The organism is Curtobacterium sp. MCBA15_009, assembly GCF_001864895.1.
Taxonomy (GTDB): domain Bacteria; phylum Actinomycetota; class Actinomycetes; order Actinomycetales; family Microbacteriaceae; genus Curtobacterium.
Genome location: NZ_MJGO01000039.1, coordinates 166,227 through 187,379, shown reverse-complemented (window position 1 = coordinate 187,379; position 21,153 = coordinate 166,227). Strand labels below are relative to the sequence as shown.

Below are 21,153 nucleotides of genomic sequence, written 5' to 3'. Positions count from 1 at the left end.
TCGGGTGAGGCCGCCTGCTCCGTTTCGGTCAGGGGGCGAGTGGTGAGTCCGACATCAGGCGACGTCGAGCGTGCCGCGAGCGACGATCACGCCGGTTGCTCCCGTCGCCTTGACGATCGCGTCCTTGTCGAACAGCTCGGTCTCGATGGCCCGGACGGTCTCGCCACCGTGGCTGATGATCTCGTCGTGCTCGACCTGGTCGATGACCAGAGCGAACGGGTAGTTGACGAAGCCGCCCTGCTCCTGCGAGGGGAGGGTGAGGATCTGGATGCGTGCCATGCGATATGTCGCTTTCTTCTCGGTCGGTCGGAAAACCCCAGACCCGTACACGGGGAGAGCCACAGCACCTCTACGACCAGGACGGACCCGGGGGGAGGGGGTGGGAGGCCCCCTGTGCGGCTGCGTGCGCTCGTGTGCGGCGCGTTCGTCGCGCCCGTGCCTACCGGAGTCCTGGGTGCTTCTCGCGAGGCTTGCGCGCGGACGGGACGCGTTGGTGTCGTCGTGCGTCGAGTGCTTCGCGTGCGGTCTTCTTGTCGTGGTGCCATGAGCACAGCCACTGCAGGTTCGCGAGAGCGTGATTGTCGCCGTGCACGATGTGGTCGCAGTCCGTGCCGACCTCGACGCAGCGTGTGCCGTCGCGCATGGTGGCTTGGCATCGGCCGCCTGCTCGATCGCGGACGGTGGTGCGTCGTTCGTCCCAGTCGCGCGGGAGTCGCTGCTTGCGTGTGCTGCCGGACCACTGCTCACCCACGTTGTGCTCCTGTCAGCGCTCGTCGTCGAGCTGCCATGCGTACAGCGGTGCGCCCTCGCTGTCGTAGTCGATGGGCTCGAGCGAGGTGCGGGTGTTCGTCCTGGTCCGGTGCGCGGTCATCGGGTCGGGCGTGCCGACGGGGACGATTGGGGTTCCGGTACCCATCCGGGTAGCCGGCACCCGGGCTCCGGTCTGGGACCGGTACCCGGGCTAATCCCGGAAGCGGGAGACCGGCTGCTTGCCGTCGCTCGTCAGACCGCAGTGGTTGCACCACGGCGGCTTCCCGTCTCGGTGCTGGACGACGTCGTGCCCATCGTGCACGCCTCGCTGCTTGTTGAGCAGGTCGCGGGCGGCATCGGGGCTGAGGTCGGTGTTGCCGTGCTGGTTGCTGAACGTCGAGTCGTCGACGACGGTGATCCTCGCGGCGATGAGCGTGAGGTTCACGGTCCCGAGGTCTTCCGGGTCGGTGGTGGTGGTGATCGGTTCCCGTGCGAGGAGGTAGCCGAACTCCTCACCGTCGACGGTCAGGCTGAACTCTCGCTGGCCTCGGCGGTTCACGACGATCGTTTTCGCGAGCTTGGGCATCAGGATCCCTCCACGGGCAGGTAGGTGACGGTGCCGTCGGTGAACATCACGTCGACGCCGATGACCACGCCGGCGGCGCGCTTCACGTCGAACCGGTCGATCCCGGCGGTGGTCTTCACGCCGGAGGCGGTGAGGAGAGCGCGCAGTTCGGAGAGCTTCACGGTCGGCTCCTGTCAGGTGGAGGGGCGTCCTCTGTCGGCGCGAGAGGTGAGGTGCCAGCCTCGGCGCGCTGGGCAGCGGTACGCGCGTTGCTCAGTCCTGGGTCGTACGGAGCTGTCACGGTGTTGCGCGTTCGCCATCGCGAGCAACGCGGCGATGCGGTCTCGGTAGCGGATCTTCTTGCAGGACACGGGGCGTTCCTATCGGCAGCCGCTGACGTTGCGTGCGGAAGTGGCCGGCCGTCCTCGTCCGGGGTCCGCATGCCAGCGCGGCTTCCCTCGGGGGTCTCGGCCTGGTGTGGTGCGAGCTAGGCTCATCCCATGGACGGTTCTGTGCCCATCGCCATCTTCTCTGTGCTCGTGCTGGCGATCCTGCTGCTCCCGTTCATCGCGAAGCTCCGCTCGAACCCCGCCCGAGATGCCGAGCTGCGCGCACGCATGCTGCGAGAGCAAGCCGAGCGCGAGCTGGCGCTCGATGCAGAGAAGGAGCGGCTCCGCGGGGAGCGTGGGGGAGCGCAGTAGTGAGCAATGTGACCTGGGTAGCGGTTGCTGCTTTTGGGCTGTCGGTCTTCACCCTTGGGTGGCAAATATTCACGGCCGCGCGGCGTGCGCCACGACTCCGCGTCGGTCTGCAACGCGAACACGCGGTGGAGACCGAGTACGGGACCGACGACCTCGATGACCCCGGGCATCCTGTCGACCGCATCTCGTTCAAGCTGACGGTCCAGAACCTCGGTGCAGAAGCGGTGAGCATCTACGATGTAGGGCTCGCCCGTCCCGAAGCCCGGATCTCCATCTCGAGCTTCGACCACATTCGTCTTGGCGAGGCTTGGTCCGGATCCGACTTGCCGGCGGAGATTCCTGGGCGCGGGGTTCGCGAGTGGACTCTGCTGGACCCGGCCACGATCTCCTTCGACAACGGCCTCGATTGGCAGGCCTATGTGGAGCAATACCGCGCGGGGAAGAAGCCGAAGGAGAGCCGCTCAAAGGAGCAGCATTCCCGCCTGGCCTAGTCGCGACCTTCGTACATGGCTACTGTGAGCGGATCTCGGTCCGCCCCTGGCCATGCTGATGGCAAGTCACCGACCATAGAGCGGATAGCTCCGCGTGGGGTGACGTAGGCCGGCGGCATCTCGGACGGAACATCGGTCGACCCGGGCGAGATGACTTCGCCGGGAGCAAATCGGTCGCCACGCTTCACCGGTGCCGTCGGCCGCGAAGCAAGCACGAACTCGTGTTCCTCGTGCTCGCGCCGCGGCATGTTGGTCGCTGTGCAGTCGTGCCTCCCAGGGGGCTTGACGGCGGGTGCGGTGGCGGTGCGTGTCGGCGGGTACGAGGAAGTGTGCGGGTGCACGACTAGTGGGCGGCAGGGGCGGATCCGATTGAACGGCTGACGGTGGCAGCACCGTCGCGCTTGTCCTGTCCGCCCACTCGAAGGCGGTGCCCGTCTGTCGTCCCCTGGACGGCTTAAGCGGCGGGCTGGCCTGCTTGTTCTCGCGGTTCGGCTCCGCGGGTGGGCGAACCACCATGACCGGCGGCTGGCTCTTGGCCTGATGCGCGCCGGAGACTGTCGAGGGCATTTCGATGGCGCGGCCTTCGATGCCGTAACGTCTGGAACGTGAAGATCTTCATTAGCTGGTCGGGGGAGCCCGAGCGTGCCGTCGCGGAAGCTTTGAAAGCGGCCTTGCCTACCCTGTGTGCCGTTGAGGTAGATGTCTTTGTGTCAAGCAAGAGTATCGCCAAGGGTGCGGATGGCATCGAGGTCATCAACGCTGAACTGCGATCAGCGGCTTACGGGGTTGTACTGATCTCGAAGTCGAATCAGGAGGCGCCGTGGCTCAACTACGAGGGTGGTTGGCTCGCCAGCCTCGGATGTCCCGTTTCAACGGTTCTGCTCGATTTGCGGATCAGTGACATCACGACGCCATTAGCACCTCGACAAGCGACAAACTTTGAGGACGAGAACGACATGGCCGATTTGCTGAAGCAGGTTGCCACGGCCGCAAACAAGAATCTGCCGGATCAAGCGTTCGAGGCGCTACTGGCTGTCGTCTGGCCGAGTATCCGGGATTCCTGGAAGCCGTTGGAAGGCGACGATGGGAACGAACCTATCCGATCCGACAGTGACATGCTTTCCGAGCTGGTCGAGAGAGTACGGCGCATCGAGCAGACCGGCGAGGCGGCGTTCTCCCTTAATCGTAAACGCTCTGAGTTCAGTCAGCCGGATGTCTCTGAGCCCCGAATCAAGACGTCGTCCCGTGTCCTCTACGAAAAGCTGAGGAGTGACCGATTCGCGCGACTCGTCAAGGAGATGGTGGACAGCGACCCGCAAGCCGGAGCAGCGCTTGTCAGTGCAAGGATCTCCGACGACTTGGCCCGCGTAGTGCTGTTGGTTGGCCGTTCGGCTAGCAAGGAGTCCCTCACGGCTTTGCAAAGAAGGATCGAGGTCGTTGCTACTCCGACTGCGACCCACTTTGAACTCATCACGACTGATGCTGCGAGCATCGACGACCTTGAAGAGCCAGATGAGACTGACATCGAACCGGGTTGAGTCCTGCCAGTGACGTTGTAGAGCGCCCCGGCAGCTTCGAACTGCCGACCGTGCGGGTAGAAACCGCGTGCTCTTCCGCTGAGCTAGGGGTCAAGGTGTCCCATTTGGGACAGTTGTCGGAAATCCGACAGGTGCGAGGAAACTCGCACCTGTCCAGATGTGGACAAGTGCGGCAGTTGCCTCGCGAGCGGTGTCACGGGTACAAGTAATGCCCGCCGGAGAATTCCGGGCGGGCATGCGGTGTCACGAGAATCCTAACCGACGGATGAACAGTCGCGCAAGTGCGGGCTTCGTCGCGATCAACGATGGAGCACGGCGGGTGAAGACGGCGTTCAACATCAGCCGTCGTCACCCGCCGCTTCTAGGCTGTCGCTCCTTGCACGGGTGCCGCCTGCGCGCCGACGGGACGCCGCATGTTCGTCGCGAGTCGCTGCACCTGCTTACCGCGCCAGAGGTCGCGGACGTCGCCGGCGCGGACGTACACGCTGCCGTCCCTCGTCTGCGTCGCCAGCCCGTCCTCTCGGATGTACCGGTTGAGGGTCTGCAGGGTGATCCGCATCTCGTCGGTCGCCTGCTTCTTCGTCCACCACTCGGTGGGCTCGGGTGCTTCCTCGATGCGGATGTCGGTGATGAGCGACCGGATCCCGCGGTCTTTCATGAGGGCCTTCGCCTCGCCCTCGAACGCGCAGTAGCCGCAGACGAGTGCGATGTCCGTGACCTGCTCGCCTCGGCGTTCGATCGTCATGGTGTCGGTGGCGCACACCGGGCACGGTCGGGGCAGCGTCGGCCGCGCCCGTGGTGCTCGCATCGGGAATCGGGCGCGCAGCTGGCCGAGGAAGTCGTCGACCGCGGTGAAGTAGTCGCCGGCGTCAGGCTGCCGGAGGATCGCGTCGTGCCGCAGCAGGAGCCACGTGGTGAGGGTCTGAGTGAGGCCGTACGCGCCGACCGGCGTGACGGTGGACCGGAAACCCTGCGGGCCTGCGTCGGTCGCCCAGGCGTAGGACGCCGTGGCGGGTGGCTGCACCTGCAGCGCATCCGACCAGTAGCGCACCCAGTTCAGCAGGTGCGCGTACACCCGGTCGGACGCTTCGAGCGGGTCCGGGCGGAACGGTAGCGGGGCCTCGGATCGCGAGGCGCGGGGCTGCCCGTCGGATGGCTGCGCGCCGGCGGGTACGACCAGCCCGCGGACGTGAGCGACGAGGTCCGCGGCGTTGACGAGCTTCGCCCGGGCGTAGGACGCGGTGACCGCCATGTCGATCGCGGCGTCGTCGGTGGTGTCGATGTCGTGGGAGGCGTCAGTGCTCAAGGGTGCTCCTTCGAGGTCTGCGGCGAGCGCCGCGGTTGGGGTGGCTGCGTCGGCACGGTGTGGTGTCGGCGCTCGCCGTGTGGTTACTCAGTTGGGGTCGACGGCGCGGACGAACTCGCCCTGCCACTCGAGGGGGAAGTTCACGAAGTTCGGGCCTTGCCGGTTCTTCGCGACGTGGACCATCAGCTGGTGGTCGGCGGTGTCCTCGTCGCGGTAGAGGAAGATCACCGCGTCGGCGTCCTGCTCGATGCCGCCGGAGCCGCGGAGGTCCTTGAGCGTCGGCATGCCGGTGTCGCCGCCACGGTTCAGCTGTGACAGGGCGATGACGGGCACTCGGAGGTCCATCGCGAGCTGCTTGAGTGACCGGGTGATCTCGTTGATCCGCTGCGTCTCGTTCTCGATCCGCTGCGGCGTGGTGAGCAGGTGGATGTAGTCGACGACGACGCCGGCGACGGGCTGCTTCCGAGCAGTGGCCCGCACGGCTGCCCGGATCGACTGCACCGTCTGCGTTCCGGAATCGATGACTCGGATGTCGCGCAGCTTCTCCCGCAGCCAGGTGTCTTCCCGCGCGGCGAGGAACTCGGGCAGCTGCCCAGTCATCCCGCCGTAGTAGATCCCCGCCTGCTGCGACACGATGCGCGAGTACACCTCGCCCTTGTCCATCTCCATCGTCGCGACGATCACTGGCCCGTGCGAGGCAAGCTCGAACGCGATCTGTGTCGCGACTGCGGACTTGCCCACCCCCGGCCGAGCCCCGATGACGGTCATCCGCCCCGGCGCGAAGCCCGCGATGGTGTCGTTCAGGGTCCGCCACGGCGACGGGTACACCTTCACGGCCTTCCGCATCTCAGCCAGCACCTCACGGGCGTCCGTGAGCATCGATGTCGCCTTGCGCTCGTCCGCGGCCAGCGTCGTCGCCGTCGTCGCCTGTACGACGTCGACGATCGTGTCCATGTCCGCCTCAGGCGCGTCAGCAACCTGCTGCAGCCGCAGTGCTGCCGCTCGCACGGCTCGCCGCATCGCTCGTAGCTTGATGCCCTGCTCGTGGAACTCCCACGCGACGACGTCGGACATGCTGTCCGTGGAGGACCAGATTTCCCGGTCGTACCTCGGGAACAGTTCCGACATCGTGGCCTGTGAGACGCCAAGGCCGCGTTCGTGGCGCTCGACCATCGACTCGAACAGCGTCCAGCAGGGCACTGACTCGAACTGGTCCGGACGCAGCGACGTCACCTCGAGCACTTCCGGGATCGTCATCGCCGCCCCGATGTACGCGAGCTCGATGTCTTGCGGTTCAGCCACGGCTCATCGCCTCCTTTCGTCGGCGACGCATCTCGTCCGGGGTGATGCCCTGACGAGGTGTCCGCGTGTCGGGCCGCGGCTTGGACTTCTTCAACCACGTCGTGAACGCGGCGTTCCACCGCGCAGCGTGACGGTCGTGTGTCTCCGCGTGTAGACGGAACGCCTCCGCCTCAGCCACGACGTCGACACCACGCTCTCGGGCGAGTTCGTAGTGCGTCGAAGCGGGTGCCCAGTCCTTCGGAAGCCGCGTCTCCCTTGCCTTCTTCGGCTCTGTCTCCTCGCCGGGATGCGAAGCATCCGTAGGGGTAGAGGTAGAGGTAGAGGTAGGCGAAGGGTTCACCGAAGGGTTAGGGGAACCCTTCGGTGAAGGGTTCAACGAAGGGTTAGGGGAAGGGGTACCGGAAGGGTTCTTCACGTCGATCTGCGGCGAACCGAGGAGAGTCCGCATGCCCTCGAGCGTCCAGACGTTGAAGCCGGTGCCGTCCTTGCTGAACCCGTTCGGGTTCTCCTGCTGCAGCCTGTTCATCTCGTGGGCGATGACTCCACGAAGCAGGCCGGACGCGATGCCGGCGAACTGCCGGAGAGCGCCCTTCATCGGGTTCGGCTGCAGCAGAATCCCGTCGTGCCGGAAGAACGACCGGATGAGGACTTCTTCCGTGTGCCGATCGACGACGAGGAAGTAGTGCCGCTCGAGCTCGGCGGCGAACTCCTCGACCAGCTCTGGGGTGACGTTGACGCTCATCGCTGCGATGCGGACGGTTCGCCAGTCCGCGACCCCGCAAGCGTTCAGAGTCGATGTGGTGAGGATGTGCTGGTACAGCCACTGCGCGCCAAAGGTCAGGCCGCGCCAGGACGTGTCTGCCCAGAGGTCGGTGCGCAGATTCGCGCGATCACGAGGCACGTCGGGATGCCTCCTTCCTGTTGAAGTTCGGCGTCACGCCACCTCGGCCCGGATCGCCCGGGCGAGCATGATCGCGACGGTCGGGAGCTGCCGAGCCACGTCCTCGTCGTTCAGACGCCCCTGGCGGCCGTACACGGCCAACCGGAGGACGTTCTGCAGCTGCAGGAGGACAGCGAACGACGTCCCGAGCACGTTGTCGGGGTTCGGCTTCTCCGGCGAGCGCTGACGGTTCGTGCGCTCGACGATGTGGTCGATGAGCAGCAGCGCGGGGGAGAGTTCGTCGAGTGCGTCGGTGGGGAGCTGCTGCGGGGCGACCGGCCGGATGTCAAGGGTGAACGTGCCGTTGGTGATGGTGCCGTAGCCGGCGTCGACGAGCTCCTGCGCGATGGAGGCGGTGGCTTCGGCGGGCCAGCCGCGGTCCGGGTTGACGATCTCGTCTACCGAGCGCGACGCCGAGAGGAAGTCGGCCAGCGCCTCGCGGGCGGCGGCCGACAGGGTAGAGCTGACTGCGACATGGTGGGTCATGCGGGTACCTCGTGATTCGGGTCGATCATGAGTCGGTGAAAGCGATGTCGATGAGGCCGGCGCGAGCATCGGCGGCCTTGCTGCTGAGAGCCGCAGCGAGCTCGTCGGCACGGTCTGGCGTGAGCACGAGCGTGTAGCCGTCCCATTCGGGCGTCGGGTCAAGCCCGCGTAGCGATAGTTCGACAGTGGGCGGGTCGTCGTCGAGCTGGAAAGAACTGACGGGGAAGTCGGCCATCAGATGACGACCCCTCGTCGGTTGAGGACGGCGGCGTAGGCGGCGGCTTCTTCGTACGCTGCGGTAAACGCGAGGAAGTCGACTGCGGCGAGCGCCATGTCGTCGGACACCTCGGCGTAGACGGACCATTCGAGGTCCTGACCGTCGAAGCGCTCGACCGACACAATCCACCCTTCACCGCGCTTCTCGTTTGCGTGGTGCAGGTCGGCGATGCCGCCGTGGCCGTCCATCCCGTTGATGTGCTTCGAGTTGTCGCAGCCGAGGACAGGGCAGGGGCGCGGCGGATCCTGCGCGAGCTGCATGATCGACTCGGTCACCTTCCGGACATAGCTCCGAGCCGGGGAGAGCACGCCGTCCTCGACCTTCGCGAGGTACGCGGTCGACGTGCCAGCCATCGCCGCGACGAGGGGCTGCGGAACACGGAGGCTCTCGCGGAGCACCTTGAGGTGCGAGCCGGTCCCGGCGGGTGCGTTCTTCATGCGGGCACCCCCTCGGCGGTGGTGCGGCGGAAGCGCAGGGTGATCTCGAGAGTGCCCGGGTCGAGGTGCGTCGAGACGAACTCGTAGTCGCCGAGGTAGGTGAAGCGCATGTTGAGCTCGTCGTCCTCCGGCGCTTCGTCGTCGCCCCACTGGTAACCGGGCTGACGACCGTCTCGCTTGAGGTGCTCGAGGCAGCCGAAGCGGTCGGCGTAGACCCGTGCGCCGACCATGTCGTCCTGCCGGAGCGTGAGGATGAAGGGGTCACCGGGCACGAGCGGCCGGGTCTCGCGGTAGCCGACGCCGGCGACGTACACCCGGTCGACATTGATGGTCTCCACGCCGTACTGGGCGAGGACGTCGCCACCGTTGTCGGCGGCCTGTGAGAGAGTTGCAGCGGACAAGTCAGTTCTCCTTCGGGAGTGGAGGCCCCGGCGCTGGAACGCTGGGGCCTTCGTCGTTGGTGGGGTTGTTCAGGGCTGCTGCGGCGGCTCGGCGTCTTCGAGCCACCAGTCGGTGACCTCGACGTCCGGTTCCACCGCGGCGAGGTCGCGGCGGAGTTCCTGCGCCCGCCGGGATTGGTGGTAGTCCCGCCAGCCGCGAGGGGCGAGGTCCTCGGTCACAGGGCCGATGGGAGGAACATGGCCGCCAGGACTGCGGAGAAGAACGCGACGGCGGTGGCCCACTCCTTGAATGCCTGGCGCACGTCACACCGCCCGGAGCGTCGACGGGGAGCCGAAGACGTCGAGACTGGTGCTGCGGATTGACGTGAAGCCGTGCCGCTCCAGGTGTGCAACAAGGTCGAGTTCTCGGTCGCGCCGAACGCGCAGCTGCCGGCGGGGCTTCCGGTTGCGGTCGAGCTGCTCCGGTGCGTGGAACCACTCACGGCCCGGTTGCAGCGGCATGTGGTGGTTCGCACCCGGTACGCGCCTCTGCTGTGTCTCCGACCAACGGCCGCGAGGGTCGTTCACCACGTAACCGCGGCCGTAGAAGAACGACCACAGGGTCGACTCTCGCTCGTCGGGGAAATGCTTCTGGATGAACGCCCGGACGACGAGTCCATCGTCCTTCTTGAACGCGGCGACGTCGTCCTCGGCGAGCGCAGCACGCTGCGCCTGTACTTCGGTCTCGGCACGCGCATGCGCCAGCTCGGCTTCCGCGTCGAGGATCATGTGGGCCAGGTCGGACCGAGTGAGTTCCACGGCCTGCGATGCCTTGAACCGGGCGGCCATCTCGAAGAACGCCTTCACGAGCGCCTTCTTGAACTGGCGCACCTGCTCGGTGTTGCGCTGGTACGTCATCAGGAGTGTGGCCTGCTGCTCGTTGAGCAGTGCGACGCGGACGCTGGCGTTGTTGTAGCCAGGTCGCGTTTCAAACGCGACCTGCCCGAACTCCTCGAAGTCGGGACGGTTGGCGTGGATCAGCTCGAGCACGTTCTTGTGCTGCACACCGGAGCCGGCGGCGATGGTCTCGGACGTCACGACGAGCGTGCCGTCCTGGTTGATGATGTCGAGAGCGGTCATGCGGTGCTCCTCGCTGTCGGGTTTCTGGGAGTGCCCGCCGCCCGGTGCCGATCCGGACGTGCCCCCGCCGCCGCTCGCGCGGTAGCTCCTGGGGACGGGCTGTCGCAGCAGTTCGACACCCGGCGCGATGCGCTCGTTGTGGTGCCCCGTCGCCGCGACGGATGCTCTGGGTGCACGACGACGGGTTGTCCAGCTACGGGTGCCGTGTACGTCGTGCCTTGCGTTGTTGCCACGCTGTGCAGTTGTGAAGGTGCGGATGCGGCGAGGTCGTGCCCTTACGGGGTCGTTTCCAGGCGCGCCGATCAGCGCCGTCCGTGCGGCGCATGCGATCGGAAGATGGAGGGGGAGCGGCTAGGAGCGCTCGGCGAGGTTCTCCGCGTGGCGGTCCAGATCGGACTTGCGGAACTTGACCCGCTTCGTGTCTCCGACGGGGATCAGCTCACCCTTCGCACGGAGATCGTCGATGTCGCGGAGAGAGCAGCTGAGGTAATACGCGGCGAGCTCTCTGGTGAATAGCGCTGGTGCGAACTCGATTCGCACGGCGATTCCGGCCGTCATGCTGCTGCTCCTACGGCGGCGTCCTCGACCACCACCGGGAAGGAGATGGCCTCGAAGGAGACGCCGAGCGCGTCAGCGAGGCGACGGAGGACAGCGGGCGACGGCTGGCGGGAGCCGTTCTCGAGCTTGGTGAGGTACCCAGGGTCGAGCTCTGCCCGCTTGGCGAACTGCCCGTGGCGGAGGCCCGACAGTTCGCGGATGGTCCGGAGCGCCGTCCCGTTCAGTCGTCGTGTCTGCATGCGTCAAAGATAGGCAAGAGGGAGTGAAGATGCAAGACAGGCAACGATAAATTTGGCAATACCCCTAACTGGTGCCGATGCGTAGTTGCTTCTCTTGCCAGTTCTTGCCAGGGTTGAGGCATGAACATCTCCTGGATGAAGCTGCGCGACGCCCGTCAGCTGCACGGCTGGACTCAAGGACAGCTCGCTGACGAGCTCGGCGTGCACCAGAAGACGGTGGCCAACTGGGAGTCGAAGGGTGTGCCGCCTAGGCAGGCTTACAAGGTGCAGCGCGTCCTCCGCGATGAGCTGAGGTACGTCGATCACCGCGAGATGAGTGGCGATCCAGACCTGACATTCGAGGACTTCAAGCGACTTTTCCTTGATCCGGAGACGTTGTCACAGGACGACAAGGAACGCTTGGAAGCAGAGTTCGCTCAGCGTGCGGCTAGCTTCGATCTGTCGCCTGATGAATACTCCGAAGCGCTGCGATCGAACTCCGAATATGTGCTCGAACAGCAGCAGCAGGCCTACGACGCACGGTTGGCGGTGCGTGAGGCGTTGAGTGCGTACAACACCGACGTTCTCCTCAACGAGCTCAAGGAGCGGTTCAGGGATCTATCGCGAGGCAATAGCTGACGCCGGCCCTGGCACGTGATCGATCGTTGTCTCGATTAGTGTGCGCGGCGAGGTCCGTAGGCGCTCCAACCATCGAGATACGGTTCAAGATTTTCTGCTGTTGGGTTCGAGTAATTGGGTGCTGCCAGAGCTTCGAAAGGGTCGAGCCGGCGAGCTGCTCTTTCGCCGAGGGCGATCCATTCGACGGTCGCTGCGTCTGCCCCGTCATCGCGGCTGCGTCGCTTCAATTCCTCGACCAACGCGGTGATCTCGTGGTGCCGTCTCCATCTCGACGCCTGTTCCATGAGCAGAGCCTCCTCCTGATTCGCTCGAAATAGAGCCTTCGCTCGGGTCATGGCCGCCGCCCAGTCCCGGTCGCGCTCTTCTTCGGCCGCCCTCGCTCGCGAATTTGCCGCTTCCCGCTCAAGCTGAGCGACGCCGAGTCGCTGGAACACATCGCCGAGGCGATCCTCGAGTTGGTCAGTCCTCGTGTCTCCCCACTTCGACCCGTCGAAACCGAACCCGGGGCGCGCAACTCGTAGCTCGAGCTTCCCCGTCGGAACGAACCAATAATTCCGGTTGCGCTGCCACTGAGGCAGGCGCTGAATCTGGTCGTAGAGCTTCCGGTCGAACGATCCACCGCTGGACCAGTCGAACTTCTCCCCGCCGCGACCACCGACTTCGCGGACCTGCACACGCAATACGGCCTCGCCTACGTCGAGCTCGATGTGCCCACTCCACTCCCTGGCCGAGCCTCCGCCCCGTCGAGTGCGCTCGTCGACGGCGCGTGGGTCTCTGGTCGTGATGCCGGCCTTGGCCGCGTGCCGGACGATCGATTCGATGATGCGTGCGGCACGGGGGAGTGACTCCTTCGTCACGAACTGGTCGCCCTTCGACTCCAGGAAGGTCTTTGCGAGCGTCCCAAGGTGGGACTTCGGAGCGATCGCTTGGACCTCGGGCTTCTCGACGAGATCCCAGAACCAATCGCGATACTCCAGTCGCGGATGCTTCCGGTCCTGCCAGTTCGGGTAAGAGAGGTGGAGCTCCTTGCCGTGAGGGCGGTACTCGCTCTTGTTGAAGTGCCAGACGAGCTTCGGGTAGTCAATGTCGTCATCGCGGTCGTTCAATCCCAAGCGTCCGCCGCCCGCTTCGAGACGGTCGCGCAGCGCCTTCAAGTCGTCCGCTGCGTCTCCGGGTGCGTCCGCCGTCGTAGATGGCTTGAGCTCGGCGACGCGAGACGCGCCGGCGTCCGTCAGCGTCGCCTTCCAACTCGGCCCATGCCCTGTGATGCGAACCAGCCCGCGACTCGCAAGCGCTTTCGCGGTGATGCGGTGGCCGTAGTTGCCGTCCACGTACTCGCCGTCAGGGCAGCCGCGCTGAATCCAACGGAGGACTCGGACCTGCTTGTCATTGAGGTGGCTCGAGGAGTGCGGCACAGCTCTGATCATCCCTGAGCAGGCCCAATGAAGCGAGCGTCGAAGGGAAGCGCTTAGCGGGCCATGGTGTTCAATCGAAACATGCTTCAGACAAAAATCCTGACCTTCCGCGAGCCTGCTGATCGTCTCCCCGCCGGCACTGGTGAGTCCTTGGCTCTAGATGTAAACATCTACCTTCCAGAGACTGTGCGGGTGATAGGCGAGGGATGGACGCCCGTCAGCCATCAGATGCTTCAGATCGAGGATGATCTGCTGATAACCATCCTTGTGGTGCGTGACACACGAGCGCCGAGAAGCGTCAACGACTTCCCTGGTCTTCGTCAGTCCTGATCGCCATCCGGCGTCCGCAGGATCTCCTCGCGGTAGGTGGAGAGCATCTCCTCGTCCGCGGGACCACCCGCGATGTGCACGCTGACAACGACCTTCGGATCGGTGCCGATGCTCTTCGTCCGTTCGATCACTGTTCCGTTCAACCACCGTCGACCGAACGGTACCGATACGGCATCGCCAACCTGCAGACGACGTCGCGGCGTCGGTTGGTTCACCATGGTGCCGCTCCAATCAGTAGCTTCACTTGCTTGCCCACTACATTGTCCATGCCTCGGGCGAGAGATCCCAGTGAACTACGCCATCGACGCGCGGTGGCCAGGGTCAGCGGCTGAGCGGCTCGGACCGCTGCCAGCTTGAGATCATCCTGATGGGCGATCGCGTTCCGGGCGTCGTTGAGCGCCGCCAGGCTTGCTCGCCAGGCGGGAGACTTGAAGGGGTAGACGACGGCCATCTCCTGCCAGAGTGGGAAGCCGAAGCGCTTGAAGTCCTTTGCGAGTGATTCAGACGTGGCGTTGGCTCTACTCAGCTGCATCCCGGTGCCGAACTGCAGCTGCATGATGTTTGCGAGCCCTGGATCAGTGACGCATGCTGATACGAAGTCCGCAGATTCAAGGTACAGATCGCGACAGAACCCTTGAAATTCACCCGCGACGCGAACAATCAGTGCGTGGTTCATCTCCTCCGTGAACCACTGCCGACCTTGAGTTCCCCGCGTGAGCGCTGTGTGCCCTGCTTCCAAGTTGTCCAGGCTTCGAGCTCTGTCCTGCTGCCAGCGCTGCAGTGCTCCAGATGTCACACCACTACAAGACCGGACTCCCCGGGCCATGTCAAGCAAGTCGCTCAGTTTGTGAGCGCGAAGTGCGAGCCGAGCTTGTCCATGGCTTCGCGAGCCGCCGCTGAGGACACGTGCTGGTACTTGCGAGTTACGGCCTCGGACTGGTGGCCGACGATCTCGCCGATGATCTTCGCGTCGACGCCGAGCTCCATGAGAACGGTCGTCGTCGTGTGCCTCGCCCAGTGTGTCGTCGGGACGCGGGAGCCGGGCTTGCGGTCCTCGTCGGCGATGATCCCTGCCTCGAAGAGGATGTCGCGCCAGGTCTGCTCATCCTCACCCCACAGGTGCGGCTCACCGTTCGGCTTCCGCCAGATCAGCCCGTAGGGGTTCGGTCGGTCGGCGGTCTTGATCAGGTAGCGACGGAGCGCTTCGGCGAGCGCCGGCATCAGTGGCACGTACCGCGGCTTGCCGGACTTCGGGCGGATGAGGCAGAGGCGGCCGTTGAGCTGCTGGTACTCGAAGCCGTCGGGGATCCGGAGCCGACGGTTCGAGCAGGAGCCGGCGCGCTTCTTGCCGCAGCGCCAGGTGTCGTCGTCGAGTCGTCCGCACCCGTGCTCGAAAGGCACCTCGGACAGCGCCCACTCGACGCCGATGGTCGGTTGCTCGGAGTCGAGGTCGAGGGACTCGAGCCGCGCCCCGATTCGCTCGCCCTGCCGAAGACCGCTCAGGAGTGCCACCCACCAGCGGGTTCCGTCGTCGTGCTCGGCGGCGACCTTGAGGACAGACAGCGCTGCGTCCGTGCTGAGTGCGCCGCGGTTCGACTCGCCCTGCACGGGAGCGTTGACGTCCTCGCAGACGTTGCGGGAGGCGATGCCCTCGACGCGAGCGGACTCGAGCATGAGCGACAACACCTGGTACGCCTTGCGCGACGTCGCCGAGGTTCGGCCGGCATCGGCCACGGCCTTCGTCATGATGCGCACGTCGGACGGCTTGAGCAGCGCGACCTTCTTCGCGCCGATCGTGGGGACGATCCAGTTCCGCGCGACCGACTCGTAGGACAGCAGGGTGTTCGGCTTGAGATTCGGCTTCCCGACGGTCTCGAGCCAGTGCGTCGCCCACTGGTCCAGCGTCGTCTTCGTGTCGAGCGCGGTGCCGTGCTGCTTGATCTGGTCCTTGATCGCGTCGAGCTTGCGGCGAGCGCCCTCCTTCGTCTTCGACGTGACGACCCGCTGACGACGTCGGCCGTCGGGATGGAAGCCGTCGTCGATGACGGCCCGCCAGAGCTTGCCCCCGCGGATCGCGTAGAGCGCCCCGTCACCCGAATCGCGCTTCCTCGGCACTGCAACCTCCAGGTACACACATCAGTACACACAACTAACCGCAATCACATGATTGCGGTTGCACTCTCCGATGGTAGCCCGATCCGCACCAGTCCGGCCATCTACCGTGATCAGCGGCGCTTATCGAGTACCCACAGTCTACCTCTCCTATTCACTCGTAATGAATAGGTCGTCGGTTCGATTCCGACAGGCGGCTCCACGAAGCAGGGCCCCGATCAGCGTTCAGCCGCAGATCGGGGCCCTGCTGTGTGTGCGGGGGTGCAGCATCTTCGTCGTCTGACGACCGACTCCAATCCGAGACGGACAGGGCTCCGAATCAGTCCGGTCGTTCTGACCCGTTACGGGTGTGCCCGCGTCGTCGACCCGAACGTCAGCGCGGGCACACTGCGACCGATCCGACCGATCCGACCGATCCGACCGATCCGACCGATCCGACCGATCCGACCAATCCGGGCGACCCCGGTCTCCGAACACCTGGTGTAACGGGATCAGGGAAGGCCCCGTCCGGACCCGTTCGGGTCGGGTCCGGGCGGGTCGCCCGCCGGGCCTGATGGGCCGATCCGGACCGATGCGTCGCCGGTCCCCGTTCTGGGGCTGACCCGGAGTGCGCAGTGCGCGGCAGCATGGTGCTCCGAGGCTCGCAGCACTGGAGGTCGTCTTGCTTCTGTCACTGGTCTACATGAGCGCCGCGGCCGAGCCGTTCGAGCAGCCGCAGCTCGAGGCGCTCCTCGAGCACGCCCGCGCTCGGAACGCCGCCGCCGGCCTGTCCGGCATGCTCGTGTTCAAGGACGGGCGGTTCATGCAGCTGGTCGAGGGACCGGAAGCCGCCGTGCTCGAGACCTACCAGCGCATCATCGACGACCCTCGCCACACCGACGTCGGTCTGCTCGTCGAGGAGCGCATCCACACCCCCCGGTTCGGCGAGTGGACGATGGCGTTCCACCGCGACGGCGACGGGGACCTGCCGGACGGGTTCGACGCGTTCCTGGCCGACGGGGACCGGAGCGGGGACACGAGTCGGTCGCGCGAGCTGCTCCGGTGGTTCCGCACGCACCCACTGGCCGCGCCGGACGCCGCCAAGGGCAAGCACCGCCGCTGACGGCAGCGGCGCCGGCCGCGGCACCGGGAGCGGTACCGGCGCGGGCGCCGGTGCCGGCCGTCAGGGCAGGTAGTACGTCGGGTTCGGCAGCTTCACGGTCCGGTCCGCCGAGCCGCCGAGCAGGTCGCTGTACTGGTCGCCGAGGTTCGCGACGACGTCGTAGCCGCCGCCCGACCGCGACTCGATGTGCGCTCGGGTCTGCGCCTTGTACTCGACGGTGGTGCACTTCGCCGCCGCGCACGTGACGTACGACGGCTGCTGCGAGGCGCCGACGCCGGTCCACTTCGTGTAGTAGGTCTGCGTGCCGTGCTGCGTCGCCGAGAACTGCGGGTAGCCGACGCGGTGCAGGTTCTCGATCGTGGCGGCCCGCTGGTCGTCGTTCCGGCCGGTCAGCCCGATGACGGTGCAGCCGGAGCGCGCTGCGACCGACACGAGCGAGGTCATCGACGGGGTCGCCGGGAAGCGTTCGTCCTGCACCCACTCGTCCTGGCGGGCGGGGTCGAAGACGAAGTGCATGTCCGCGACCTCCATGTCGTAGGTCCAGAGGGTGGTGTCGTCGGCGTCGAGGACGATCGCCGGGTTGCGGTGGAGCCCGCGGCCGACGGCGCACTGCGCGGCGATGACGGGCGCCTGCCCGCGCACGATCGCACGCAGTTCGCGGATGTAGGGGGAGTCACTGCGGTCGGCGAGGCCGGTGCCGGGGTCGCCGTAGTAGGTCGCGATGGTCTTCTTGACGACGTCGATGTTCGGGATGCCCTCACCGCCCTGGGTCGCGCCGGAGGACCCGTCGGCTGCCGTGGTGAACTGCGTCCGCGGGGACAGGCGCGGCTCGGAGACACCGGGCAGGTCGGCGGAGGGCAGGGAGTAGGTCGGGTTCGGCAGCTTCAGGGAGCGGTCGGCGTACCCGCCCTGCAGATCGCTCCACTGGTCGCCGATGTTCAGGGCGATGTCGTACCCGAGGTCCTGCTCGATGTGCTTGCGGGTCAGCGCCTTGTACTCGACGGTGGTGCACTTCGCCGTGGCGCACGTGACGTACGAGGGCTGCTGGGACGCGCCGGCCCCGGTCCACTTGGTGAAGAAGCGGTCTTGCGTGAACGCGGTGTACCCGACCTTCGTCAGGTTCTGGACCGTCGCGGCCTTCTGGTCGTCGTTCCGTCCGGTGAGCCCGAACACGGTGAACCCGAGTGCCTGCGCACGGTTCACGAACCGGACCATCGACGGCACGGCCGGGAAGCGTTCGTCCTGCACCCACTCGTCCTGCCGGGCGGGGTCGAAGACGAAGTGCATGTCCGCGACCTCCATGTCGTAGGTCCAGAGGGTGGTGTCGTCCGCGTCGAGCACGATCGCCGGCTTCTCGCCGCGGCGGACGGCGGCGTCGTGGATGCGTCGCAGCTGGGCGCTCTGCCGGGCGACGATCGAGCGCACCTCTCGGACGTAGGGGGAGTCGTCGCGGTCGGCGAGACCGGTGCCGGGGTCGCCGTAGTACGTCGCGATGGTCTTCTTGACGACGTCGATGTTCGGGATGCCCTCACCGCCCTGGGTCGCTCCGGAGGACCCGTCGGCCGCCATCGTGAAGTGCGTCCGCGGGGTCAGCCGGGCATCTGCCGCCTGTCCGGGCGGTCGGCCGTGCGACCCCCACCCGTGGGCGTCGGCCGGAGCGGCACCGAACAGCGTGGCGGTGAGGGCGATCGCGGCGCCGGTGGCGACGGCGGAGAGGACGGATCGGCGCATCGGCGACCTGCAGACCTTCGACTCGGGGGAGACGGCCCCCGTCCGGGGGTCGAGCAGAACGGTAGTGCTCCCCGGACCCGTCGTCCAGACCGTCTGCCCGGATCGGACACCCGGTTCGTCCGGCTCCGCCCCGGGCACCCTGGTAGACAGAGTGCATGACGGTTCGCTGGGGAGTCATCGGTACGGGCGGCATCGCACGGTCCTTCGTGGGCGACTGCGTCGCCGCGGGGGTGGAGTTCGTCGCGGTCGGCAGCCGGACGCAGCAGGCAGCCGACGCCTTCGCCGCCGAGTTCGGGATCCCACGGGCGCACGGTTCCTACGCGGACCTCGTCGCCGACGACGCCGTCGACGCCGTGTACGTCGCGACGCCGCACGCGCGGCACGCCGAGGACGCCCTGCTCGCGATCGCGGCCGGCAAGCACGTCCTGGTGGAGAAGGCCTTCACGATCACCGCGGCCGAGGCGCGAGCGGTGGTCGACGCCGCCCGCACCGCCGGGGTCGCGGTGACGGAGGCGATGTGGACCCGGTTCCTGCCGCAGGCGGCGATGATCCGGCAGGCCCTCGCCGAGGGGCGCATCGGCCGGCCGGTGCTCGTCGAGGCGACGCACCACCAGGCGCTCCCCACCGACCCCGGTCACCGGCTGCGGGACCCGGCGCTCGGCGGTGGTGCCCTGCTCGACCTCGGGATCTACCCGGTCTCGTTCGCGGTCGACGTGCTCGGGGTCCCGACGGCCGTCGCCGCGGCCGGCACGCTGAGCGACCAGGGCGTCGACACGCAGATGGGCCTGGTGCTCACCCACGAGGGCGGCGCGCAGTCGATGCTGCACTTCGGCATGGACCTGCGGAGCCCGAACACCGCGTCGGTGATCGGCGAGTCCGGGCGCATCGACCTCGACGCGACCTGGTTCACCCCGACGACGTGGCGGATCCGCGACGCCGACGGCGAGGTGGTCGAGGAGTTCGACGGACGCGAGGAGCTCACCGGCTACGCGCACGAGGCGCGTGCCTTCGAGGCGATGGTCACCTCGGGCGTCCACGACGGCGGCCCGATGGACCCCGACGAGACCGTCGCGATCATGGCCCTCATGGACGAGGCGCGCCGCCAGGTGGGCGTCCGCTACGCGGCCGACGGCCCACCCGACGCCGCGTGAGCCGGCTCACCCCGCACACGGATCGGGCGCTCGGCCTGGAGGCTCCTGCCGCACTTCCGTAGGATCGTCGCGATGTCCGAGCCGCAGCCCACCCCGTCGTCCGTCCCGGAGCGCCTCCGCGCCGCCGTCGCGAGGGCGCGTGCCTCCGCGGCCAGGCGACCGGTCCCGTGGATCGCCGGTGGGCTCGCCGCCGTGCTGGTGGTCGGCTCCGGCGGGGCCGTCGCGGTCGCCTCCGCGATGACCCAACCGGCCCGGACGACCGCCGGGCCCGCCCCGACGTCGAGCCCGTCGTCCGCCCCGAGCCGGACCGCGACCACGCGGCCGACGGGGAAGCCGAGCCCGACCGCGACACCGACCGCCCGTGCCGTCCCGGACAGTCCCGCGACCCCGGCCCCGCTGCGCACCTGCTCGATCGCCACGGCGGCGTCGGCACCGGGGCTCGGCGACTTCGAGGGCTACGTCATGGACGCGAAGACCGGCGAGGTCCTGTTCTCGAAGCACGGCGAGCGACCGGCGCAGACGGGCAGCGTCATGAAGACCCTCACCAGCGCGACGGCCCTGGCCGTGCTCGGGGGCGACCACCGCATCCCCACCACCGTGACCCGCGAGTCGGCGGGCACGATCGCCCTCGTCGGACACGGCGACGCGACGCTGTCCGCGGGCGCCGGCACCGTCTACCCGGGCGCACCGACGCTTGCGCAGCTCGCTCAGCAGGTCAAGGCGAAGGTCGGCTCCACCCCGGTGACCACGATCGTGACCGACGACTCGTACTGGAGCGACGCGGACGCCTGGGACCCGACCTGGCCGGTGTCCGAGCGCACCATCGGCTACCAGCCGGAGGTCACGGCGCTCATGGTCGACGGCGACCGCGCGAACCCCGCAGCGGCGACGTCGCCCCGCTCCGAGGACCCGGTCGGCCGAGCCGGAGCCGCCTTCCGCGCCGCGCTCGCGAACGCCGGGGTCGCGGGGGCGGCATCGGCGCAGATCGTCGAGCGGGCGACCACGAGCTCGGACACCATCGCGTCGGTGTCGTCGCAGCCGGTGTCCACGCTCATCGGGCAGATGATCCCGAACTCCGACAACACCCTGGCCGAGATGCTCGCGCGGGTGTCGTCGAAGGAGTCCGGCGCGAACGGGTCGGCGGCCTCGCTCACCGGCGTCTACCAGTCGGCGCTCCGCTCGTACGGCGTCGACCCCGCCGGCATCGTCATCAAGGACGGCTCGGGCGAGAGCGCCGCGAACGCAGTGTCGCCGGAGTTCGTCGCCCACCTCATGGTCCAGGTCGCCGCCGGCGCGAAGGGCCTCGGCACGCTCGCGGACGCACTGCCGGTCGCCGGGGTGTCGGGGACCCTCGCCAGCCGGTTCACCGGGGCGAACGCCGTGGCCCGCGGCAAGGTGCACGCGAAGACCGGCTGGATCGACAGCGCCAACACGCTCGGCGGGTACATCGAGGCGGCAGACGGGTCCCGGCTCACCTTCGCCTTCTACGCCATCGGATCGTCGCGCGCCGCCGCGTTGCCGGCGCTCGACGCGGTCACCGCAGCGACCTACTCGTGCGGGAGCAAGCTCACCGCGTCGTAGGGC

26 protein-coding genes and 1 tRNA gene are annotated in these 21,153 nt (G+C 67.2%); 8 read left to right on the top strand and 19 right to left on the bottom strand.

Annotated elements, in window-relative coordinates; genetic code table 11:
* Window positions 1-54: 54 nt before the first annotated feature.
* The 3 genes from BIU97_RS14100 to BIU97_RS18170 form a co-directional block, all read right to left on the bottom strand.
* Window positions 55-279 (bottom strand): hypothetical protein, encoded by a 225-nt coding sequence (locus BIU97_RS14100; protein ID WP_071297986.1) that lies wholly within the window; start codon window positions 277-279, stop codon window positions 55-57.
* Window positions 280-961: 682 nt separating this feature from the next.
* Window positions 962-1,336 carry a hypothetical protein gene (locus BIU97_RS14090; RefSeq protein ID WP_071297984.1) on the bottom strand — a complete coding sequence of 125 codons (375 nt, stop codon included), beginning with the start codon at window positions 1,334-1,336 and terminating at the stop codon, window positions 962-964.
* Entirely contained in the window at window positions 1,336-1,497 is a 162-nt protein-coding gene (locus tag BIU97_RS18170; protein WP_175472459.1) for a hypothetical protein, read from the bottom strand. The genes BIU97_RS14090 and BIU97_RS18170 overlap by 1 nt, the downstream gene beginning before the upstream one ends.
* 318 nt (window positions 1,498-1,815) lie before the next feature.
* Between BIU97_RS18170 and BIU97_RS14085 the strand changes: the two genes are divergently transcribed.
* The 3 genes from BIU97_RS14085 (at window position 1,816) to BIU97_RS14075 (ending at window position 4,045) form a co-directional block, all read left to right on the top strand.
* On the top strand, window positions 1,816-2,016 hold the full coding sequence (locus BIU97_RS14085; protein ID WP_139196055.1) for a hypothetical protein: 201 nt from the start codon (window positions 1,816-1,818) through the stop codon (window positions 2,014-2,016).
* Window positions 2,016-2,507: a hypothetical protein gene (locus BIU97_RS14080; RefSeq protein ID WP_139196054.1), complete on the top strand. Its 492-nt coding sequence runs from the start codon at window positions 2,016-2,018 to the stop codon at window positions 2,505-2,507. Before BIU97_RS14085 ends, BIU97_RS14080 begins: the two co-directional genes overlap by 1 nt.
* 605 nt (window positions 2,508-3,112) lie before the next feature.
* Window positions 3,113-4,045, top strand: a complete 933-nt coding sequence (locus BIU97_RS14075) for a TIR domain-containing protein (RefSeq protein ID WP_071297981.1) — start codon at window positions 3,113-3,115, stop codon at window positions 4,043-4,045.
* A gap of 361 nt (window positions 4,046-4,406) precedes the next feature.
* Here the strand turns inward: BIU97_RS14075 and BIU97_RS14065 are convergent, their stop codons facing one another.
* From BIU97_RS14065 to BIU97_RS14020, 11 genes are all read right to left on the bottom strand, one after another.
* On the bottom strand, window positions 4,407-5,351 hold the full coding sequence (locus tag BIU97_RS14065) for a hypothetical protein (RefSeq protein ID WP_071297980.1): 945 nt from the start codon (window positions 5,349-5,351) through the stop codon (window positions 4,407-4,409).
* Between the two features lie 87 nt (window positions 5,352-5,438).
* Window positions 5,439-6,653, bottom strand: a complete 1,215-nt coding sequence (locus BIU97_RS14060) for a DnaB-like helicase C-terminal domain-containing protein (protein ID WP_071297979.1) — start codon at window positions 6,651-6,653, stop codon at window positions 5,439-5,441.
* Window positions 6,646-7,554 carry a hypothetical protein gene (locus BIU97_RS14055; RefSeq protein WP_071297978.1) on the bottom strand — a complete coding sequence of 303 codons (909 nt, stop codon included), beginning with the start codon at window positions 7,552-7,554 and terminating at the stop codon, window positions 6,646-6,648. The genes BIU97_RS14060 and BIU97_RS14055 overlap by 8 nt, the downstream gene beginning before the upstream one ends.
* Window positions 7,555-7,587: 33 nt before the next feature.
* Window positions 7,588-8,079, bottom strand: coding sequence for a hypothetical protein (locus BIU97_RS14050; protein WP_071297977.1), 492 nt, complete (start codon window positions 8,077-8,079; stop codon window positions 7,588-7,590).
* A 25-nt stretch (window positions 8,080-8,104) separates the two neighbouring features.
* Window positions 8,105-8,314 (bottom strand): hypothetical protein, encoded by a 210-nt coding sequence (locus BIU97_RS14045; RefSeq protein ID WP_071297976.1) that lies wholly within the window; start codon window positions 8,312-8,314, stop codon window positions 8,105-8,107.
* Window positions 8,314-8,793: a helix-turn-helix domain-containing protein gene (locus BIU97_RS14040; RefSeq protein WP_071297975.1), complete on the bottom strand. Its 480-nt coding sequence runs from the start codon at window positions 8,791-8,793 to the stop codon at window positions 8,314-8,316. The genes BIU97_RS14045 and BIU97_RS14040 overlap by 1 nt, the downstream gene beginning before the upstream one ends.
* Entirely contained in the window at window positions 8,790-9,194 is a 405-nt protein-coding gene (locus BIU97_RS14035; protein ID WP_139196053.1) for a hypothetical protein, read from the bottom strand. Before BIU97_RS14035 ends, BIU97_RS14040 begins: the two co-directional genes overlap by 4 nt.
* A 69-nt stretch (window positions 9,195-9,263) precedes the next feature.
* Complete coding sequence (locus BIU97_RS18165) at window positions 9,264-9,413, bottom strand: hypothetical protein (RefSeq protein WP_175472458.1); 150 nt, start codon at window positions 9,411-9,413, stop codon at window positions 9,264-9,266.
* Between the two features lie 84 nt (window positions 9,414-9,497).
* Window positions 9,498-10,313, bottom strand: a complete 816-nt coding sequence (locus BIU97_RS14030) for a Rha family transcriptional regulator (RefSeq protein ID WP_071297973.1) — start codon at window positions 10,311-10,313, stop codon at window positions 9,498-9,500.
* A gap of 351 nt (window positions 10,314-10,664) precedes the next feature.
* Window positions 10,665-10,871 (bottom strand): helix-turn-helix domain-containing protein, encoded by a 207-nt coding sequence (locus BIU97_RS14025; RefSeq protein ID WP_071297972.1) that lies wholly within the window; start codon window positions 10,869-10,871, stop codon window positions 10,665-10,667.
* Window positions 10,868-11,110: a helix-turn-helix domain-containing protein gene (locus BIU97_RS14020; protein ID WP_071297971.1), complete on the bottom strand. Its 243-nt coding sequence runs from the start codon at window positions 11,108-11,110 to the stop codon at window positions 10,868-10,870. Before BIU97_RS14020 ends, BIU97_RS14025 begins: the two co-directional genes overlap by 4 nt.
* Before the next feature lie 120 nt (window positions 11,111-11,230).
* On the opposite strand from BIU97_RS14020, the gene BIU97_RS14015 reads away from it, so the two are divergent.
* Entirely contained in the window at window positions 11,231-11,728 is a 498-nt protein-coding gene (locus BIU97_RS14015) for a helix-turn-helix transcriptional regulator (RefSeq protein WP_071297970.1), read from the top strand.
* 35 nt (window positions 11,729-11,763) lie between these two features.
* Here the strand turns inward: BIU97_RS14015 and BIU97_RS14010 are convergent, their stop codons facing one another.
* The 4 genes from BIU97_RS14010 to BIU97_RS14005 all read right to left on the bottom strand — a co-directional run bounded on the left by BIU97_RS14010 (window position 11,764) and on the right by BIU97_RS14005 (window position 15,588).
* Window positions 11,764-13,059 (bottom strand): hypothetical protein, encoded by a 1,296-nt coding sequence (locus BIU97_RS14010; protein WP_139196052.1) that lies wholly within the window; start codon window positions 13,057-13,059, stop codon window positions 11,764-11,766.
* A 404-nt stretch (window positions 13,060-13,463) separates the two neighbouring features.
* Window positions 13,464-13,691, bottom strand: coding sequence for a hypothetical protein (locus BIU97_RS17785; protein WP_139196051.1), 228 nt, complete (start codon window positions 13,689-13,691; stop codon window positions 13,464-13,466).
* Window positions 13,685-14,149 (bottom strand): hypothetical protein, encoded by a 465-nt coding sequence (locus BIU97_RS17780; RefSeq protein WP_139196050.1) that lies wholly within the window; start codon window positions 14,147-14,149, stop codon window positions 13,685-13,687. The genes BIU97_RS17785 and BIU97_RS17780 overlap by 7 nt, the downstream gene beginning before the upstream one ends.
* Window positions 14,150-14,313: 164 nt before the next feature.
* Complete coding sequence (locus tag BIU97_RS14005; RefSeq protein WP_071297968.1) at window positions 14,314-15,588, bottom strand: tyrosine-type recombinase/integrase; 1,275 nt, start codon at window positions 15,586-15,588, stop codon at window positions 14,314-14,316.
* A 115-nt stretch (window positions 15,589-15,703) separates the two neighbouring features.
* On the opposite strand from BIU97_RS14005, the gene BIU97_RS18160 reads away from it, so the two are divergent.
* Window positions 15,704-15,787 (top strand) — tRNA-Ser (locus BIU97_RS18160).
* Between the two features lie 459 nt (window positions 15,788-16,246).
* On the top strand, window positions 16,247-16,687 hold the full coding sequence (locus BIU97_RS14000; protein ID WP_139196049.1) for a BLUF domain-containing protein: 441 nt from the start codon (window positions 16,247-16,249) through the stop codon (window positions 16,685-16,687).
* A gap of 60 nt (window positions 16,688-16,747) precedes the next feature.
* Here the strand turns inward: BIU97_RS14000 and BIU97_RS13995 are convergent, their stop codons facing one another.
* On the bottom strand, window positions 16,748-18,418 hold the full coding sequence (locus BIU97_RS13995; RefSeq protein ID WP_071261353.1) for an HAD family acid phosphatase: 1,671 nt from the start codon (window positions 18,416-18,418) through the stop codon (window positions 16,748-16,750).
* 155 nt (window positions 18,419-18,573) lie between these two features.
* On the opposite strand from BIU97_RS13995, the gene BIU97_RS13990 reads away from it, so the two are divergent.
* Window positions 18,574-19,569 (top strand): Gfo/Idh/MocA family protein, encoded by a 996-nt coding sequence (locus BIU97_RS13990; protein WP_071261355.1) that lies wholly within the window; start codon window positions 18,574-18,576, stop codon window positions 19,567-19,569.
* A 72-nt stretch (window positions 19,570-19,641) separates the two neighbouring features.
* A complete protein-coding gene (gene dacB / locus BIU97_RS13980; RefSeq protein WP_083420968.1) occupies window positions 19,642-21,150 on the top strand; it encodes a D-alanyl-D-alanine carboxypeptidase/D-alanyl-D-alanine endopeptidase in 1,509 nt (502 codons plus the stop codon).
* The last annotated feature ends 3 nt before the right edge of the window (window positions 21,151-21,153 follow it).

What these genes read in the sequence shown, in the direction of transcription:
- BIU97_RS14100 (WP_071297986.1), bottom strand. Translation starts at nt 279, where the DNA reads ATGGCACGCATCCAGATCCTCACCCTCCCCTCGCAGGAGCAGGGCGGC.
- BIU97_RS14090 (WP_071297984.1), bottom strand. Translation starts at nt 1,336, where the DNA reads ATGCCCAAGCTCGCGAAAACGATCGTCGTGAACCGCCGAGGCCAGCGA.
- BIU97_RS14085 (WP_139196055.1), top strand. Translation starts at nt 1,816, where the DNA reads ATGGACGGTTCTGTGCCCATCGCCATCTTCTCTGTGCTCGTGCTGGCG.
- BIU97_RS14050 (WP_071297977.1), bottom strand. Translation starts at nt 8,079, where the DNA reads ATGACCCACCATGTCGCAGTCAGCTCTACCCTGTCGGCCGCCGCCCGC.
- BIU97_RS14045 (WP_071297976.1), bottom strand. Translation starts at nt 8,314, where the DNA reads ATGGCCGACTTCCCCGTCAGTTCTTTCCAGCTCGACGACGACCCGCCC.
- BIU97_RS14040 (WP_071297975.1), bottom strand. Translation starts at nt 8,793, where the DNA reads ATGAAGAACGCACCCGCCGGGACCGGCTCGCACCTCAAGGTGCTCCGC.
- BIU97_RS14030 (WP_071297973.1), bottom strand. Translation starts at nt 10,313, where the DNA reads ATGACCGCTCTCGACATCATCAACCAGGACGGCACGCTCGTCGTGACG.
- BIU97_RS14025 (WP_071297972.1), bottom strand. Translation starts at nt 10,871, where the DNA reads ATGACGGCCGGAATCGCCGTGCGAATCGAGTTCGCACCAGCGCTATTC.
- BIU97_RS14020 (WP_071297971.1), bottom strand. Translation starts at nt 11,110, where the DNA reads ATGCAGACACGACGACTGAACGGGACGGCGCTCCGGACCATCCGCGAA.
- BIU97_RS14015 (WP_071297970.1), top strand. Translation starts at nt 11,231, where the DNA reads ATGAACATCTCCTGGATGAAGCTGCGCGACGCCCGTCAGCTGCACGGC.
- BIU97_RS17785 (WP_139196051.1), bottom strand. Translation starts at nt 13,691, where the DNA reads ATGGTGAACCAACCGACGCCGCGACGTCGTCTGCAGGTTGGCGATGCC.
- BIU97_RS17780 (WP_139196050.1), bottom strand. Translation starts at nt 14,149, where the DNA reads ATGAACCACGCACTGATTGTTCGCGTCGCGGGTGAATTTCAAGGGTTC.
- BIU97_RS13995 (WP_071261353.1), bottom strand. Translation starts at nt 18,418, where the DNA reads ATGCGCCGATCCGTCCTCTCCGCCGTCGCCACCGGCGCCGCGATCGCC.
- BIU97_RS13990 (WP_071261355.1), top strand. Translation starts at nt 18,574, where the DNA reads ATGACGGTTCGCTGGGGAGTCATCGGTACGGGCGGCATCGCACGGTCC.
- dacB (WP_083420968.1), top strand. Translation starts at nt 19,642, where the DNA reads ATGTCCGAGCCGCAGCCCACCCCGTCGTCCGTCCCGGAGCGCCTCCGC.